Source organism: Mesorhizobium sp. M0088, from assembly GCF_040322895.1.
Classification (GTDB): domain Bacteria; phylum Pseudomonadota; class Alphaproteobacteria; order Rhizobiales; family Rhizobiaceae; genus Mesorhizobium.
In genome coordinates, this window is the sequence record NZ_JAMYUI010000022.1 from 92,214 (window position 1) to 108,313 (window position 16,100).

The following is a 16,100-nucleotide window of genomic DNA, read 5'->3' on the forward strand; positions in this document are numbered from 1 at the left end:
GGCTCAACGACGCTCTACCGATATCCAACAACGATCGTTCAGCGAGCGGCTGATCGCATCGAGAGCGAACTGGTTTGCCAATCCGTCTGCAAAGTCCGGGCCTTCGGGGATCCTGCCACTAGCTATTTCGTCGCGGAAACGGCGCGCCTGCCCCGCGGCGAAACAGTCCCTCCAGGTAGCTGCTCCGTCGCTACCTTCCGTAAAGGCTTCATCAATGCTGATCGGTTGAAATTCTCCGTCGGGATCGCGGCAGCCAAGCAGCTCCGCGAACGGCCAAGATTTGGTCATTCGCCAGCCGAGAGTGCCCTTTTCGCCGCTGACGGCAACTTGAAAGCCGAAGCCAGGCAATGAGCTCCAACTGACGTGGAATTGTCCTTCCGCACCATTTTCGAAGCGGCCGAGCCAAGAGCAAACATCGTCCACAGTGATGGTTCGCATGGCTCCGCTCACCGGGTCGGCTCGCTCCGTGACCAACGTAACGGCGCTGGCGCATATCTCATCGATCTCTCCGACAAGCCATCTGGCAAGGTCCAAACCATGGCATCCGTACTCCATGAAGGCGCCGCCGCCCGTGCGTGCGGCGTCCATCACCCAATGGAACGGCTCATTAGGAAAAAAGAACTGAGGGAAGTTGTTGGAGAACACGAAGCTGTGGATCTTCCCAGTGTAGCCGCTGTCCACGAGCCGCTTGAGCTGCCTCATAGCCGGGCTATACCTTAAGACGAACCCTATCCTTGTGATGACGTTCGATCTGGCGGCCAACTCGGAGAGTTCGCGCGCCTCATCAACGGTCCTGGCCAGAGGTTTCTCGCACAGAACATGCACACCGCTTTCGATGGCGGCCCTTGCAACCGCGTAATGCGTGTCCTCGGGCGTCGCGATGATAATCGCGTCTAGTCCGGCTGATAGCATTGTATGGGCGTCTCGGTACACCTTGCAGCCTGACACCCTGTCGGCCAGCGAAGCTGCACGGTTCTGATCGGGGTCCGCCACAGCCACAATGTCCATCTCCGGCAGTCGGGAGAACGAGGGCACGTGCGCCCGCTCGGCCCAAAGTCCTGCACCGGCAATTCCGATACGGATACGATGTGAGCGAGGTTCGGAGGTCGATGAAAGTATCATTTTGGCGCGCCGCCTCGTGCTAGTATCCTGACGATCCACAAGCAGCCCAATGTGATCGCCAGAAGAATGACGCCGCCCGCCGCGGCAAAACCAAAGTCGCCGAACTGCGTGACACTACGCGCTATCAATTGGGCCAGCATGGTCTGCCTCGGCCCCCCAAGCAGTGCGGGAGTAATAAAAAAGCCGATACCGATGATGAAGACAACGCAACCGGCGTTAATAATCGAGGGCATCGCCAACGGAAGATAAACAGTCGCTAGAGCGAAAATACGACTTGCGCCGAGGCCCTCCGCTGCGGCGACAAGATGGTAGGGGACCTTTCTGAGGCCAGAAAACGCCGTCAGGATGTAAACCGGCAACAAAAAATGCACCATCCCGACAATTACGGCGGTCGATGAACCCAAAAGGCCAGATGCTCCCCAGCCGAAGATATCGAGTATTCTCGAAAGAGGTCCTTGGGCGCCAAAGATCACCATCCAGGCGAAGGTGCGGATCAGCGAGCTGGTTAGAAAGGACAGAACCAGGACGGCCAGCATTAGCGTATTGAGCGATCTTCGATCCGAGTGCGCGAGGCTGTATGCGACTGGGGTTCCAGCGATAGCGCAAATCATTGCTGCTGCGACAGAAATCCAAATTGTGCGCCATGCCACCCGAAGATAAGTCGGTGACGTTACCAAAGTGTCGTAGTTTCCAAATCCCAAGTGAGGATCCGTTATGCTGCGGAGCGCCAGTACGCCGAGCGGCACAGCGAACAAGCAAAGCACACACAAGAGGCCGGGTCCGATAGCCACGAAATTTGCTAGCCGATAAGATGAGGATGGCTGAGCAGTCATGGCGAGACCACCGCGACCCTGTCCAGCGGCCACATTGCAGTCGCTTGTCCGCCGGCTGGAAAATCCGCCCTTGAATAGGCGGTCAACTTGCCGAGATTTGTCTCCATTACAACTTCATGATGAGTGCCCATAAAAGTCGTCTTGATGATCACTCCATTCGTCATAACAGAAGGTGTCGCGGGCCCTTGACCGAAGACAGCGTCCTCAGGGCGGAGCACAATTTGGACATCATGACATTCGCTTGGCACAGCCAGTTCACGTTTCGGCAACAAGCATTGTTGACCGTCCGAAAGCTCCACCAGGGTAGAGTGGGCGTTTGCATCTCGAATTCGTGCGGCCACGAGATTGCTGTCCCCGATGAAGCCGGCGACGAAGCTCGTTTTAGGATTGAGGTAAAGTTCCTCTGGCCTGCCAACCTGCTCTAACTGGCCGTCCTTCATGATCACTACCATCGTTGATAGCGCGAGCGCTTCGCTCTGGTCGTGGGTGACGTGAATAAACGTTATCCCGACGTCCCGCTGCAATTGCCTAAGAAACTCTCGCATGTCGCTTCTAAGGTGCTTGTCCAGCGCACTTAGCGGCTCATCCAGGAGGAGGACTTTTGGCCGGCAGACGAGCCCCCGAGCAAGTGCAACGCGCTGCTGCTGACCTCCCGACAGTGTCCCCGGATAGTTGTTTGCGCATCCGGTCAGCTGGACGCGCTCCAGATATTGGTCAGCCAGCTCCCGGCGTTCCTTCTTGGCTAGCTTTCGAACACGCAACGGGTACTCGATGTTTTCTCGAGCGGTCAGATGGGGGAACAAGGCATAGTTCTGAAATACCATGCCGAGTTCCCGCTCCCGGGCCGGACGTCGAGTGACATCCGTTCCGGAAATCTTGATCGTCCCGGCATCGGCGACGCTGAAGCCGGCGACAATCCTAAGTAGTGTGGTCTTGCCGGACCCGCTCGGGCCGAGAAGCGTTACATAAGCACCGTTTGGAATCTCCAAGTCGATCCCGCGGAGGACCTCCTTCTCTCCAAAACGCTTAGCAATACCTCTGACAGAGATAGCGGCATCGACGGGAACGTTGTCCATCCTGAATGGTCCAAGAGCCACGCTGGCTCACCCTTATTGGGTGAGCCATTCGTTGAAACGGGTCGTGACGTCACGCGCATGTTCGGCCCAATAATTGGCGCCCCATGGTACGACTTTGCTTAGATCCTGAGGGTCGATCGTGAACTTCTGACCGGTGCCCAACAGGGAGTAGGCACCCTTCAGCGCAGGCGCATATCCAATACATTTGGCGAAGTCCGACTGGCGTTGGGGGTCGTGGATATGGGCGAGAAAGCGCGTTCCCGCTTCGGCGTTCCCGCCTTTTGGCAGCACCCACAAATCCGGCTTGACGATCGCCTGATCAGGTGAGAAGTCGACGTGGACCCCGTCTTTCTGCAGCGCCTTTACGCGTCCATCCCAGCCCGCGCCGATAACTGCCTCCTTTTGCTGAAGCAATGCGATCTGCTGTGTGCCAAAATCGTACCAGGCAATATCACTCTTGATTGTATCGAGCTTCTTCAACGCGCGTTCCACGTCGAGGGGATAAAGTTTTGAAGGCTCAACGCCATCGGCCAGCAGGGCGATCTCGAGCACGCCAAAATCGACGACGGAATTGGAGAACAGGCGCTTGCCGGGAAACTTCTTGACGTCGAACACGTCTGACCATGTGCGAGGTTTCTCGCCGGGGAAGGCATCGGAATTATAGGTGACGACGATGCCGAAAATTTCGGATGGAAGCGCATAAACTTTGTTATCTTTCGTGGCCACCATGCCGGGAAAGTCGACGAGCCCCCCTTTGCTTTCCAACAGTTTTGGATGAAGCGGAAGCACCCAACCGTTCTCGACCAACTGCTGCAACTGGCCCGGATCCGATGTCGCCACGTCCCATTCGACTTTTCCCGATTCCTGCTGAGCCCGCCAAACACCCGTATCATAGGCGGGGCTTCCGACCACGACCTTGATGCTGGTCTCCTTCTCGAAGGAGTCGGAGTAGACCTGTTTCACGCAGGCATCATAGGAGCCGCCAGATGCTGAGATGGTCAACTTCTGTTGAGCATACGCGGGGGTCAATGACAGTGCTGCAACGGCTAACCGAATAGCCAATTTCCATGGAATGTACTTCATGGCTTCTTTCCCCTTTGTTGAAATTGTTAATTTATGTGCTTGCCGAAGACAGCGCCGTCCTTAAGCGTGTATCGGACAAGGTTTTGGTCGATCAGATATGGCAGATCTCGATAGGTCGGCGCCTCAAGGACCACCAGGTCCGCTGGGCGCCCGACCGCTATTTGGCCCGCAGTTGAGGCGCATCCGATGGCGCAAGCGGCGTTCCAAGTCGCCGCAACCAACGCCTCAGCGGGGTCCATTCGCAACCAGGAACATGCCAAGCCCATGACGAACGGCATAGAAAGCGTCGGACTGCCTGGCCCATGATCTGTTCCAAGGGCAATCGGTACTCCGCCGTCGATGAGTTGGCGGGCGTCCGCAAACCTGGGAGCAAGCAGATAGTGGCACGTCGCCGGAAGCAAGACGGCAACCGTTTGTGCCTTGGCCAGGATTAGGACAGTATCTTTTCCCAGGAAGCATAAATGATCGGCTGAAACAGCGCCAAGCTCAGCTGCGAGTTCGGCACCGCCGGCGGTGGAAAATTCATCGGCGTGAATCTTGAAGTTTAAACCGCGCCGGCCCGCTGCTTGCAATATTTGCCGCGCCTCATCGTGCGAGAAAGCCCCGACATCGCAAACGACGTCGCAAAAGCGTGCATGGGAGGCAACTGACGGTAGAACGTGGTCTATGACATATCTGACATATTCCCCAGCTCCTCCAAATCGTGCCGGCGTGCCCAACGCGACATGAAACGTTTGAACGAGATCGACTGGCTGAGAAGCGGAGACTTCGGCTATGATATCCAGCGCCGCGCATTCTCCTTCTGGACCGACCCAGTAACCGGTTTTGATTTCCGCAGTCGTTGTCCCATTCAGCAACGCCTTCTCCAGCCTCGCCGTCAACGCCTGCTTCAGTTCGCTTGAGGTTGCGTCGCTGCTTTCGCGAATTGTGCGGGTGACGCCGCCGCCGCTGGAACTAATTTCACTATAACTAGCGCCCGCCACCCGCATTGGGTACTCGTCGGCACGCGAGCCGCTATAGAGCAGGTGGGTATGGCAGTCGACGAAGCCAGGTATCACCGCACCTCCGAACGCATCAAGAACTCTAGGCGCTGCTCCCTTCGGCAATCCGGCCGTCACTCGTTCCGCAGGCCCAAAATCCCTTATCCGCCCCTGAACGACATGGATTGCAGCGTTTCTGATCGACTTTAGGTGTTTCAGGCCACCTCTCTGAGGACGCGGCCCAAATTCATCAAGGGGTGTTAGTTCCGCAATGTTCGTGATCAGCAGCCCGGCAGCCTCGCCTTTCCCAAGATCCGAATTCGGGCCGGAAAAGGCGCTGGCCGACGAGGTGGGATTATTGGGCAATGTAGAGCTCCCGCGGTAGGGATGTCAGGCGTTCCGAACCCGTTGCCGTGACCAGAATAGTCTCGCTGAAGGAAATGCCGTTGGCATTGACGAGCATGTGAAAGATCATCCCGGCCTGGAGCAGCCAAGTATCGCCTGCCATGAAGTCGCAGATTTCCCACTCGCCGGAAACGGGGGGGAAGCCGATGCCCAAGGAATAGCCAACTCGTGGATAATAGGTCTTCCGAAGTCCTGCCTCTAAGACCGGTTGGCGTACGGCCGCGTCAACTTCTCCGGCAATTGCGCCTGGCTTCATGATGCTGAAGGCACGGTCTTGGCAGTTTATCAGGAGATCGGCGACCTGAGCGACTTCGGCAGTCGGCGCCCCCATCACCGCAGTGCGCATCATGGCTGCACTGTAACGCTTCACACAACTGGTAAGCTCGAATTTGAGGACGTCGCCGGCCTCGATCACCTTCTCAGTCGGCGTGGCATGACCGATCCTCATTCTATAACCAGATGAGAGGTAATTCGGCAGGCTTGTGTACTCGGAACCGCCTAGGATCTGTTGTTCCTGGATCGCCGCTGCGATTTCGAGTTCTTTTTTTCCGACGGCGAGAGCCTCAAGTCCTGTACGCATCGCAATGTCGGTTATTTCGGCAGCTCGACGCGAATAAGCGATCTCCTGTGACGATTTAATGAGCCGCACGCGACCGACGATACCTGACCCGTCGACTACTTTATTCGGCCTCGCAGCATGGCAAAGCTCCTCGTAGTCTTTTACTGCCAAATTGAAGCAGGTCTTTTCGACACCGATTGGGTCGCTGGCCGCCGTCCACCCGAGTTCAGCCAGCCACCGACCCGTCACGGAAGCCGGATCTTCGTTGTCGAGATAAACAGCCTGCCGGTCGAGAGCCAGCCATGAATACTCGTCAGCATTGGTCCGTTCCAGTTCACGGACCAATAACAGCGGCTCGCCGTCGGCGGGGACCAAGAGGACCTGGTAAGCGAAAAAGCCCGAGGTGTGATAGCCGGTAAGATAGCAGATATTATGCGGCGAATGAACAAGCAAGCCAACCATCCCGTGCTGTTGAATGGCGTTTTGGACCTTTGCCAGCCTTTCTCGATATTCTTGAGGCGAAAACGCCATATTCCGTCCAGCCACGGCTTTATCTTCTCTCTAATTATGGCGCTATGCCGATCACGGGCCTTGATGCCTCCTATGGACACATGACTTCATTTTCTTGTCAAGAAAATTCTTGCGTATACGCCGCCGTCTGTTTTTTCCGATAGAGGCGTGATAGGGTGAGCAAAGCGGCCCAGAGATTTCCCCTGCTTTCCTCACAAGCTTTAGGTGCAGTGTAGCGGCCGCGATCGAAGTAAGCGCGCAGGAGCGGTAATGGACGCGAGATCCGAAGTGGAAAAACAGATCAATGGCTTGGTTGGAAAGCGGCTGCGCGAGGCCCGCAAGGCCAAGAGCCTTAGTCTCGAAGCCCTCGCTGGAAAGGTCGCCATGTCTGTGTCGCAGCTATCGAAGCTTGAAACGGGAAAGGCCCCGGCGTCGATCGCAGCTTTGGTGCGTTTCGGCCTGGAATTGGATCGGCCAGCGCAATATTTCCTTCAGTCGGATTCTGAAATGCCGCGTTGTTTGGGCACTCTGGTGCCGTCCTGGGATCCTGAGGGCAGAGCTATCGAGATGTTCTCGTCCCTAGTCAGCCAAAAAACAGGATACGATCTTGCGATTTCGGTATTTCCCGGGGGGCAACTTGGTCCCGCTGAAACTCAAGTGCGAGCCCTCGTCAATGGAATTATTGACATTTTCGTCGAAAGCCTGGGGTTTTTTCAGCACTATTCAGATCCGGTTAAACTAGCATCACTTCCGTTTTGCTTCGACGATGAAAAGCATCTGGAGCGGTTTTCGGAAAGCGCCTTGTTTGATCGAGAAGTCAGGCAAGCCCTCCGAAGCAATTCGGTCGAACTTCTAAATCCGAGATTGAAGTGGAAGCGGGGTCCTTCCCTAGTTTTGTTATCGCGTACCCCTATCTTGTCTCCGGATGACCTAAGAGACTTGCCCATAAGGTGCCCCGAAAACGATACGATGTTCCGCTATCTCGAGATTATGGGGGGCCGACCTGTAGTTGTTCCGTGGAATGAGGTGGTGAACGCGTTCCAGGACGGCAAATTTGCAGCGATGATTACCAATCTCAGTCATGTTGTGAGCATGCGTTTCACGCGATTTGCTCGGTTCATGACAGCATTGGACTACCGGCCGCTCGACCTGACATTTGCAATGAACCTACAGCGTTATCAAATTCTCGCTCCGCACATTCAAACCGGGCTGGAACAAGCTGCCGTCGAGGCTGCGGAATTTTGTTCGAATTTGCTTGGCCACACGCGTGATCTTTTGCCCGCCCTATTGGAGGAGGACGGAGCGGTTTTGTGTTATGTCGGGGTAAAGGCGTGGCGCGCGAAGTCCCGCCAGGTTTTTGAAGAAATGGAAAAGGAGGGCGCCTGGCGTAGTGGTCTGGTCAAGGAGATCAGCGCACTAGCCCAAGTTGCAGGCGAGGCGTGAATTTTCTTGACAAGAAAATTTGTAGGTCTAAGAGGGGATCACAATTTTCCTTTTGACAAGGGCCGCGATTGCGATGGCGTCCGCGCTACCTATTCCAATTATGGTCTTGTCGGGATCTCCATACGAGCGTGGTTTTCAGCATGGCAGTCAGTTCGCTGATCTAATCGGTCAGGCCTTGGGCCGTCGTTTAGCATCCTTGTCAGTCGCGGATTTGGCCCAGGCACATAAGCGCGCCAGCGCTGTTCTGGCGACGGTCGATGTGATGGCTCCTCATGTTGGAGCCGAGTTGCGCGGAATCGCGGACGGTGCTGGCCGCGAGGTGTTGGGTATCGTCCTGCGCAGCTCATTTGAACTTCTTGCGTCGCCTGCGGCGACCGGCTGCAGTGGTCTGGCGGTGCAAACGCGTGACGGAGCGCTGATTGCACAGAACTGGGACGGGCCGCCAGGGAGCGATGCGGAACAGGCTCTTTTCATTCATGTCGGCCCAAGTGGCTTTGAATTCGCCACCGTGGCAGCCGTAGGTGGTCTCGGTTGGGTAGGGTTCAACCGAGCGGGCTTTGGTTTCGTCAACAATGACCTTGTCTTAAAGTCACGTTGCGACGGAATTCCGAGCCAAATCGTTCGCCGCGTTTTTCTTGGCTGCCCGGACGTGAATACAGCAATCGAAGCGGCAAATTCGCTGCCGCATATGGCTGGTCGGGCATATCTTTTCGGCGATGCGTCAAAGCAAATCGCCTCGATAGAGGTTTCCGCGAGACATGGCGTGTCAGTGTTCAGATCGGGTTCATTCTTTGCCCACACCAATCATGCCTTGAATGACCAAATTCGCGCTGACGAAGATTCTGAGCTTTTGGCCAAGCAATATCCGTCGAGCCAGAAGCGCCTCGAGGTTCTGAAGACACGAGAAGCGGGCTGTACGGACGCCTGCGATGTTATGGATATTCTGCGGGATCGGACCAATGCACCTGACTCGGTCTGCAAGCGGACCTCGTTGCGTGAGCCGACGCAGACGGCCTTTTCGGTCGTCATGCAGTGCTGGAACCGGACCTTGTTCCTGGCTCGAGGAATCCCTTCAGCGACCGAGTATCAGCGGATCAGCCTGTAAGGTAACAACATCGGATTGCGAGGCGACTATGAAAATTACCGCTGTCAATATTTATTTGCTCAGATCTGGCCGCCTGCATCCTGTCTTGGTTGAAATCTCGACGGACGAAGGCATAACGGGGGCCGGCGAGGCAGGAATAGCCTATGGCGTCGGTGGGACCGCAGCGGCAGGGATGATCAAGGATCTCTCGGAACGATTCTTAATCGGCAAAGACCCCTCTCGGATCGAAGAGCTGTGGTCTACAATGTATGATCATTCGTTCTGGGCAAAGAATGGTGGCCCGATCATCTTTGCCGGCATCAGCGCGATAGAGCAGGCTCTTTGGGACATCAAAGGCAAATGTCTCGGGGTCCCTGTTTATGAGCTTGTCGGCGGAAAAATTCGGGACCGTGTGCGGGCCTATGCGAACGGTTGGTACGGTGCGGCTGATACGCCGGACGAATTTGCCCGTGCGGTAGAACGCCCTCTGAAGGAGGGATATGGGGCGCTCAAATTCTACCCATTGGCACAGCGGGTCGGCTCGGCTCTACAACACGTCACACGACGATCGATGTCAGCCGAAGCAATTGAGCTTGCATACCGCCGGGTCAAGGCTGTCCGTGATGCGGCCGGGCCCGAAATTGAACTCATGATCGATCTCAGTGGGGGATTGACTACCGATGAGACGATTCGGTTTTGCCGAAAAATCGGTGAGCTCGACATTTGCTTTGTCGAAGAGCCCTGCGATCCATTCGATAACGGGGCGCTGAAAGTAATTTCGGAACAAATTCGTTTACCGATTGCTGTTGGAGAACGTGTCTATACGAAGTTCGGGTTCCGTAAGATCTTCGAGTTGCAAGCCTGCGGGATTATCCAGCCTGATATCGGGACAGCGGGAGGCCTGATGGAGACGAAGAAAATTTGCGCGATGGCAGAAGCCTACAATATGCGTGTAGCTCCACATGTGTGCGGAAGCAGTCTAATCGAAAATGCAACGCTCCAGATTGAAGCCAATATCACGAATTTTATGATCCATGAGCATTATCCTGCTTTTAAGGCGGATGACGGATATGTTGAGGTTCTCGAGAGTCCGCCGTCTATCAGTTCTGGTTACTTCGAAATATCCAACGCGCCCGGACTGGGAGCAGTTCTTATAAAACGAAACATCGAACCGTACCTCTGGGCCTCATGCACATAGGCATCCACCCCGATAGACTTGCCCCAGTGGCTTTCGGGATGCGACCCGGGGTCATCGATGAGGACTGTCGAGGAGGCCCCTTCGCTCGCCTGCGGCGACCCTCGAATTGCTCTCGCCAGCCATCCATCAACCTGCTGCGCAGACGCTTGAGAACCGTGGCCCAGGTATTCAGCCGATGGGGAACTGATCCGGGCGGCGTCGTGAAAACTCTATATCGACGCGCGCACCGTGGCTGTCAAAATCCGTCGGCTCAGATTCTCACATCGAAATCATCCTGGAAATCAGTTACCTTGCCAAGGGTGGTGGTTCTCGTCACCTTCCTCTCCTACCACCTAAAGAGGGAAGCAGCGAAAGTGGGAACGACTGGTTCTCCGGCAAAGAACTGCGCACTGGGCAATTTGCCTGCTGAGAAGTCACCAGCGGCGTCTCTATGAATGCCACTGGTGATGAAGAGCACGTCTATGCCCTCGTTCCGACCACCCGCAACGTCAGTCCGTAGCGAATCACCCACTGCGAGCACTTCATGTCTTTCGTAGCCGAGAAGGTCGAGTGCGCGTCGGTAAGCCGATGAATACGGCTTTCCATGGTAGAGAACCTCCCCTCCCAACGCTTCGTATTGCTCGGCGAGCGCCCCCGCACAAACAACAAGTTGATCGCCAACTAAAACGACCAGATCGGGATTCGCGCAGACCATGGGAAGTTTGCGCAAAGCACATTCCTTCAGTAGAGCCGCAACTTCTTTTGGCGGCTGAGTACTCGCCCCGGTGGTTAAAATGAAATCGGCGTCCCGAGGTGAAAAGACCTCGAACCGATCTAACCCCCGGAGCAAGCCCGCCAGCTCAGGTGGTCCAATGTGGAAGTAGCGAGCTGCGAGTGCTCTATGCCAGTCGTCTGAGGCATCTTCTAGCGCCTTGTAAACCAGCTCTCCAGATGTGACAATATAGTTATATTGAGGCGGTCCTATTCCCATCGACTCTATGTGTTTAGCAACTTGGTAGGCACGACGGGGAGAGTTCGATAGGAGGCAGATATCAAGCTGCTTGTTTCGCAAAGCATTCAGGGCCGTGATCGCGTGTGGAAAGGCAACTTCTCCGTCGTGCAAGACGCCCCATAGATCCAGAACGACAGCACGATACCTTTCTATGATCGCCGCAATGCCTTCAATCATGATTGGCGCTTGCAAATTATTCATTGACCTCAGCTCCTTTTCACGCCTTCCTGCAACTCTTGGGACGGTCAAACGTCAGCGTTACGGGCGCGCCGCGAGTCCGGCCATCGCTAGAAGGTACCCGACTGTTGATGCGGTGATGATCCCACCCCCAACGAGGGTCGACAAGGAGGGTATTTCGCCGAATGCGAGCCACACCCAAAGTGGAGCGAACGGCGTTTCTAGCGCCCCAATCAAGGAGGCTTGCGAAGCTGGAACGCGACGAGCGCCAGCCGAATAGAACACAAAAGCCAATCCCACTTGCACCAGGCCAAAAAGCGCAAGATAAACCAGCTGTCTCAGACTTGGTAATAGCGGCGCAGCGAAGCACAGGCTGACCAGTGAGACGAAGACGTTAGCCGCGCAGATAGAACCCAGAAGCGATTCTTCGCGGTGCCGGCGGATACACACAGCAACAAACGCGGTCATGAAGGTCATGGCGACGGCGAGAGCGCTGCCAACAAAGTCGGAGTCTAGATCTGTTCCCCAGACGAGCACGCAGGTACCCGCAGCCATTGTTACTATTGCCAACAGGGTCGCAGGACGAATTTTCTCGCCCAGCCAAAGCCACCCCAGGATAGCCGTGAAGACCGGTGTCGTCCCATAGAGGGCTGCTACGTTGGCAATCGAGGTTAACTGACACGCGGGGATGAACGCCAGCAGTGCGATTGCCAACGAGGCTGCAACAACCATCCCTCGCCCTGTTGGGCGGAGACTATGTCTTGGCCCATCTACAAAGAGATGAATTGCGAGGAAAGCCGCCGCAAACAGACTGCGCCAAAACAAAATTGTCCAGGCGTTAAGTGGTAGAGCCCTAACGAACAGCCGTGCGGTGCTCCACGCGACTGCAGAGATCGTGACAAAGAAAAGTCCTTTCCTATAACTATCTTGAAGCAAGGCAGTCGGGCCTCTTCGCTCTAGGCAGGTTGGCGCGCGGATCTTGGCCATGGCCTGCATTAGTCAAATTGCCCGGGAACCCTGCGGGTGCAGAAGAACCATCCAGATACCGCCTTGCGCAACCGGCACCAAGCCGCGTGAGCACTTCTTGTGGATGAACGCCGGCGGTCGCGGCAAGGTCATCGACGGTGAAATCGTCGCCCAGCAGTTCCACATTCGTACCCGGACCACAAAGCGACTCAGGAACATCCGTTACGTCAATTGTTATGTATTCCATGGACACCCTTCCGATCAAAGGAGCAGAATATCCAGCAAACCGGACGGATATCTTGTTGGCGCAGGCCCATGGAAGGCCATGCTTGTAGCCGATCGCGACGATCGCGATGCGGCTGGCTCGGGCCGTGCGAAAAGTCGCAGCGTAGCCAACTACCTCACCCCTTGCTACATTCTGCACCTCGAGTGTTTTTGCCATAAGGCTGGCAACGGGCTTTAAAGGATTTGGCCCGATGCCGGCATTGTTAAGTCCGTACAGTGCCGAGCCCACCCGTACCATATCGAAGTGATAGCGTTCCCCTAGCCACACACCGGCAGAAGCAGCGAGGCTGCGAAGTGTCGGTTTAAGCAGATCTGACGTCGCCCGAAAACGGTTCCTTTGGAGCAAATTCCTTGCGTCCCTAGCGCGTTCGCTGCATGCCAGGTGGCTGAGTACGGCCGAAGGCGGATGCCGCTTGAAGAAACCACAAAGATACTTGCGCCGGACGTCATCGAAAGAGAGGCCAAAGCGAGAGAGCCCAGTCTCCACGTTGAGAAAGTATGTTTGCGGCTCCCGTGCGCCGCTAATGGCATCCAGTTCGACACAATTATTCACAACTGGTATAAGACCGTTCGATCGATAGTGTCCGCCATACCTCGCAAACTCATCGCAAAAAACCGCAACTGCCGCGCCAATATGGGAAGACCTCAGAAGCAGCGCTTCGTGCAGATTGCCGACGAAGAGCAGATCACATCCGGCGTCAATGAGCGCGCCTGCAATCTTAACCAAGCCAAGCCCGTAGGCGTCGCTTTTGACGACAGCGGCTACCCTTACCTGCGGCCCAACGAGGGCCGATATGGTCTGAAAGTTCACCTGAATCGCGCTGAGATCGATTTCGAGTACAACATCGGCAGGTCGTACCGAGGTCAACATGTCTTGCTCTCCACCTGTCCTCGGCCCTCCTTTCGAAGCACCGCAAATTCGCCGGGCGGCATGTAAACCGTTTCATCGAAAAGCTCAGCCGCACTCCATACCTCCTGCCACACGTAAGCGACGTATCAGCTGCAGGCTTGGTATAGACAGATAGAAACACAGCAATAGCCTCCCGCATAGTGTGACAGTATTATATGATTGTAACAAGTATATTATGATTGTGTCAGGAGCTTAACATAAAATTCACGAAACTCTCATTCCGTCCTTGCTAACTCCGCGTTACAAACTTCTTCGGCAACGAACCTGGAGAGCTGCATTGAATGGCCGCGTAAAGATCCTGATTGTTGGGCACGGCGTACTTGGCGGGGCCGTTCTTGATTTTCTCAGCCAAAGCGGCAGACCCTACGATCTGCACGTTGGAGCGCGAGATCTGCAGCGGGCCTCCTTGAGGGTCAACCTCGCAAAGTACACTGCCGTAAACCTCGGGCTCTCTCCGGCCATCGAGGTAGTTCCGCTGGATTTGATGAATACAGAGGCTACAGCAGAGCGCCTAGCGGTTCTCCGTCCTGATATAATTTTTAATGCCACGACTTTGCATTCCTGGTGGCGGATAACGCAATTGCCGGCCGATGCCTATCAGCAGATCGATAGAGCACGCGGCGGCGTATGGACGCCCATGCATCTAATGCTCGTACGACGCCTCATGAGGGCTGTGAGGGACGCTGGTGTGGAGAGCATCGTCGTCAACGCATCCTACCCTGACGTCACGAATGCCGCGCTTGCGGCCGAGGGTCTCTCCCCGACAATTGGGATCGGTAATATCGCAAATGCCGTGCCGGGCATCAGGTTGGCAGCAGCACATCTTCTGGGTTGCGAACTGAAAGCGGTGGATGTGCAGTTTTTTGCCCAACATTATGTGAGTTATCGTATGCCGAGCACCGGCTCCACGAACGGAGCGCCCTATCACTTGACCATATATCGGAACGGCCAGAAAGTTAGGCCACAGGAACTGGGGCACAATGAAATTTTCGCGAACGTAGCCGGACGGTTTCGCCGAGTGAAAGGTCTTGCGGGGCAATCCGTCACCGCTTCGTCAGCGATAGCGATTCTACGCGCGTTTGCCGATCAGTTGGAACGCGTTGTTCACGCGCCGGGGCCACTTGGTCTCGTGGGAGGCTATCCAGTTAGGATTGCTCCAACTGGCATTTCGATCGAACTGCCTCAAGGCTTGTCCTTGGACGATGCGGTGGAGATTAATTCGCAATGCCAGAAGTACGATGGGATCGAGGCGGTCGAAAGCGACGGTACCGTGCGCTTCACGGGAGAATCGGCAGGAATCTTACGTGAGCTGCTCGGCTATGATTGCGAAGCAATGGCGCTGGATGAGTGCGAACAACGCGCAGATGAGTTGGCAGCTAAATACTCGCAATATTGCAACCACCTTCAATCATAGACGGCACTCGCGCCGCGTGACTACCTTAATCGAGGTCTGGCCTGCCAATGTACAGCTGTTTGGTTCGGTCTGAGCCCTCCGGGCGCTTATAAGTTGTCTGCCACCGCAAGCGTCTCGCCTGATTGCACAAAAACGCAGCCGGCCTCCGGCAGAACTTGGAACACCGTTTTTTCCACTGAGCGCCCTGGCAGTCGACCGGTTTTACAACCTTGAGGGGGCGCGGGCGCCGTCATGAAAAGGCAAATCGATAAGAGTGAAACCGAGGAAGTAAAGGGCGCACAGCTTCTCGACCGCTCTGTGGCTCTTCTAAAATATCTTGCCGAGGTGGGGGAGGAAGGGGCGCGTGTGCACGAAATGGCGAAAGCTTTCGGCCTCACCATGTCAACAACGCATCGGATCGTGAGCGCGCTTGAGCGGCATTTACTACTTGAGAGGGATCCCTCAACGAGGCGCTACCGCTTGGGTTTGTTATTGCACACGCTCGGAGCCAAGGCCGTTGAAAGCACGAGCCTACGTCGTTGCTGCCGTCCCGCGCTATTGCGACTGGCAGCCAAAACGGGGAATTCTGTCTCTCTGGTGGCGAGAAGCGGCTTCCATAGTGTGTGCTTAGACAGGCAAGAGGGAGCCTACCCCATAGACAGCGTGGCCCGTTACGCGTGTAGTCGGGTGCCGCTGGGCGTCGGTTCGGCAAGCCTTGCAATTCTGGCTTTTCTGCCCCCTGAAGAAGCCAATGGAATCATAAGCGCCGACGCTCACCTCTACCACGGTTTCAACGGCCGAAGTGCAGAGGAGATCCGGCACCAACTGCCGGGCATCCGTAAGGTAGGGTATGCTCTAGATCAGGGCCATCTCGTAACTGGAATTTCATCGCTAGCGTTGCCCATTCGACCGCCTGGCAGGGATGTCGTTGGGGCCTTGGCTATCAAGGCGACAATTGCACAGATGCCGCAAGAGCGGATTCCGAAGCTCCTGAGGTGGATGAGGCGCGAGATTCAGACCATTCAGCAAACTGTGATTTCTGCCCGCCCCAAGGAACAGTAGCAATGAATGGTGCGATCATTCAC

Annotated in this window: 14 protein-coding genes; 5 read left to right on the forward strand and 9 right to left on the reverse strand. The window is 55.7% G+C overall.

Features of this window, described 5'->3' with window-relative positions:
- Window positions 1-3 precede the first annotated feature (3 nt).
- The 6 genes from NKJ67_RS24825 to NKJ67_RS24850 are packed head-to-tail and all read right to left on the reverse strand — an operon-like array spanning window position 4 to window position 6,604.
- Entirely contained in the window at window positions 4-1,122 is a 1,119-nt protein-coding gene (locus NKJ67_RS24825; protein WP_352583689.1) for a Gfo/Idh/MocA family protein, read from the reverse strand.
- Window positions 1,119-1,955 carry an ABC transporter permease gene (locus tag NKJ67_RS24830; RefSeq protein WP_352583691.1) on the reverse strand — a complete coding sequence of 279 codons (837 nt, stop codon included), beginning with the start codon at window positions 1,953-1,955 and terminating at the stop codon, window positions 1,119-1,121. The genes NKJ67_RS24825 and NKJ67_RS24830 overlap by 4 nt, the downstream gene beginning before the upstream one ends.
- Window positions 1,952-3,031 (reverse strand): ABC transporter ATP-binding protein, encoded by a 1,080-nt coding sequence (locus tag NKJ67_RS24835; RefSeq protein WP_352583693.1) that lies wholly within the window; start codon window positions 3,029-3,031, stop codon window positions 1,952-1,954. The genes NKJ67_RS24830 and NKJ67_RS24835 overlap by 4 nt, the downstream gene beginning before the upstream one ends.
- Before the next feature lie 33 nt (window positions 3,032-3,064).
- The gene (locus tag NKJ67_RS24840) at window positions 3,065-4,114 is read right to left on the reverse strand and encodes an extracellular solute-binding protein (RefSeq protein WP_352583695.1); all 1,050 of its coding nucleotides are present in this window, start codon (window positions 4,112-4,114) and stop codon (window positions 3,065-3,067) included.
- Between the two features lie 26 nt (window positions 4,115-4,140).
- Window positions 4,141-5,460, reverse strand: coding sequence for an imidazolonepropionase (gene hutI, locus NKJ67_RS24845; RefSeq protein ID WP_352583697.1), 1,320 nt, complete (start codon window positions 5,458-5,460; stop codon window positions 4,141-4,143).
- Window positions 5,450-6,604 (reverse strand): M24 family metallopeptidase, encoded by a 1,155-nt coding sequence (locus NKJ67_RS24850; protein ID WP_352583699.1) that lies wholly within the window; start codon window positions 6,602-6,604, stop codon window positions 5,450-5,452. The genes hutI and NKJ67_RS24850 overlap by 11 nt, the downstream gene beginning before the upstream one ends.
- A 234-nt stretch (window positions 6,605-6,838) precedes the next feature.
- On the opposite strand from NKJ67_RS24850, the gene dctP reads away from it, so the two are divergent.
- The 3 genes from dctP to NKJ67_RS24865 all read left to right on the forward strand — a co-directional run bounded on the left by dctP (window position 6,839) and on the right by NKJ67_RS24865 (window position 10,293).
- On the forward strand, window positions 6,839-8,011 hold the full coding sequence (gene dctP / locus NKJ67_RS24855; protein WP_352583701.1) for a TRAP transporter substrate-binding protein DctP: 1,173 nt from the start codon (window positions 6,839-6,841) through the stop codon (window positions 8,009-8,011).
- Between the two features lie 73 nt (window positions 8,012-8,084).
- Complete coding sequence (locus tag NKJ67_RS24860; RefSeq protein ID WP_352583703.1) at window positions 8,085-9,116, forward strand: C45 family autoproteolytic acyltransferase/hydrolase; 1,032 nt, start codon at window positions 8,085-8,087, stop codon at window positions 9,114-9,116.
- A gap of 28 nt (window positions 9,117-9,144) precedes the next feature.
- Window positions 9,145-10,293, forward strand: coding sequence for a mandelate racemase/muconate lactonizing enzyme family protein (locus NKJ67_RS24865; RefSeq protein WP_352583705.1), 1,149 nt, complete (start codon window positions 9,145-9,147; stop codon window positions 10,291-10,293).
- 325 nt (window positions 10,294-10,618) lie between these two features.
- Here the strand turns inward: NKJ67_RS24865 and NKJ67_RS24870 are convergent, their stop codons facing one another.
- From NKJ67_RS24870 to alr, 3 genes are read right to left on the reverse strand one after another with little or no spacing between them, the layout of a single operon-like run.
- A complete protein-coding gene (locus tag NKJ67_RS24870; protein ID WP_352583707.1) occupies window positions 10,619-11,485 on the reverse strand; it encodes a TIGR01459 family HAD-type hydrolase in 867 nt (288 codons plus the stop codon).
- A 57-nt stretch (window positions 11,486-11,542) separates the two neighbouring features.
- The gene (locus NKJ67_RS24875) at window positions 11,543-12,457 is read right to left on the reverse strand and encodes a DMT family transporter (RefSeq protein WP_352583709.1); all 915 of its coding nucleotides are present in this window, start codon (window positions 12,455-12,457) and stop codon (window positions 11,543-11,545) included.
- Window positions 12,384-13,583, reverse strand: a complete 1,200-nt coding sequence (gene alr / locus NKJ67_RS24880) for an alanine racemase (protein ID WP_352583711.1) — start codon at window positions 13,581-13,583, stop codon at window positions 12,384-12,386. The genes NKJ67_RS24875 and alr overlap by 74 nt, the downstream gene beginning before the upstream one ends.
- Window positions 13,584-13,899: 316 nt before the next feature.
- Between alr and NKJ67_RS24885 the strand changes: the two genes are divergently transcribed.
- Together NKJ67_RS24885 and NKJ67_RS24890 are read left to right on the forward strand one after the other, a co-directional pair.
- Window positions 13,900-15,036 carry a hypothetical protein gene (locus NKJ67_RS24885; protein ID WP_352583713.1) on the forward strand — a complete coding sequence of 379 codons (1,137 nt, stop codon included), beginning with the start codon at window positions 13,900-13,902 and terminating at the stop codon, window positions 15,034-15,036.
- Window positions 15,037-15,267: 231 nt separating this feature from the next.
- Window positions 15,268-16,077: an IclR family transcriptional regulator gene (locus NKJ67_RS24890; protein WP_352583715.1), complete on the forward strand. Its 810-nt coding sequence runs from the start codon at window positions 15,268-15,270 to the stop codon at window positions 16,075-16,077.
- Window positions 16,078-16,100: the final 23 nt, after the last annotated feature.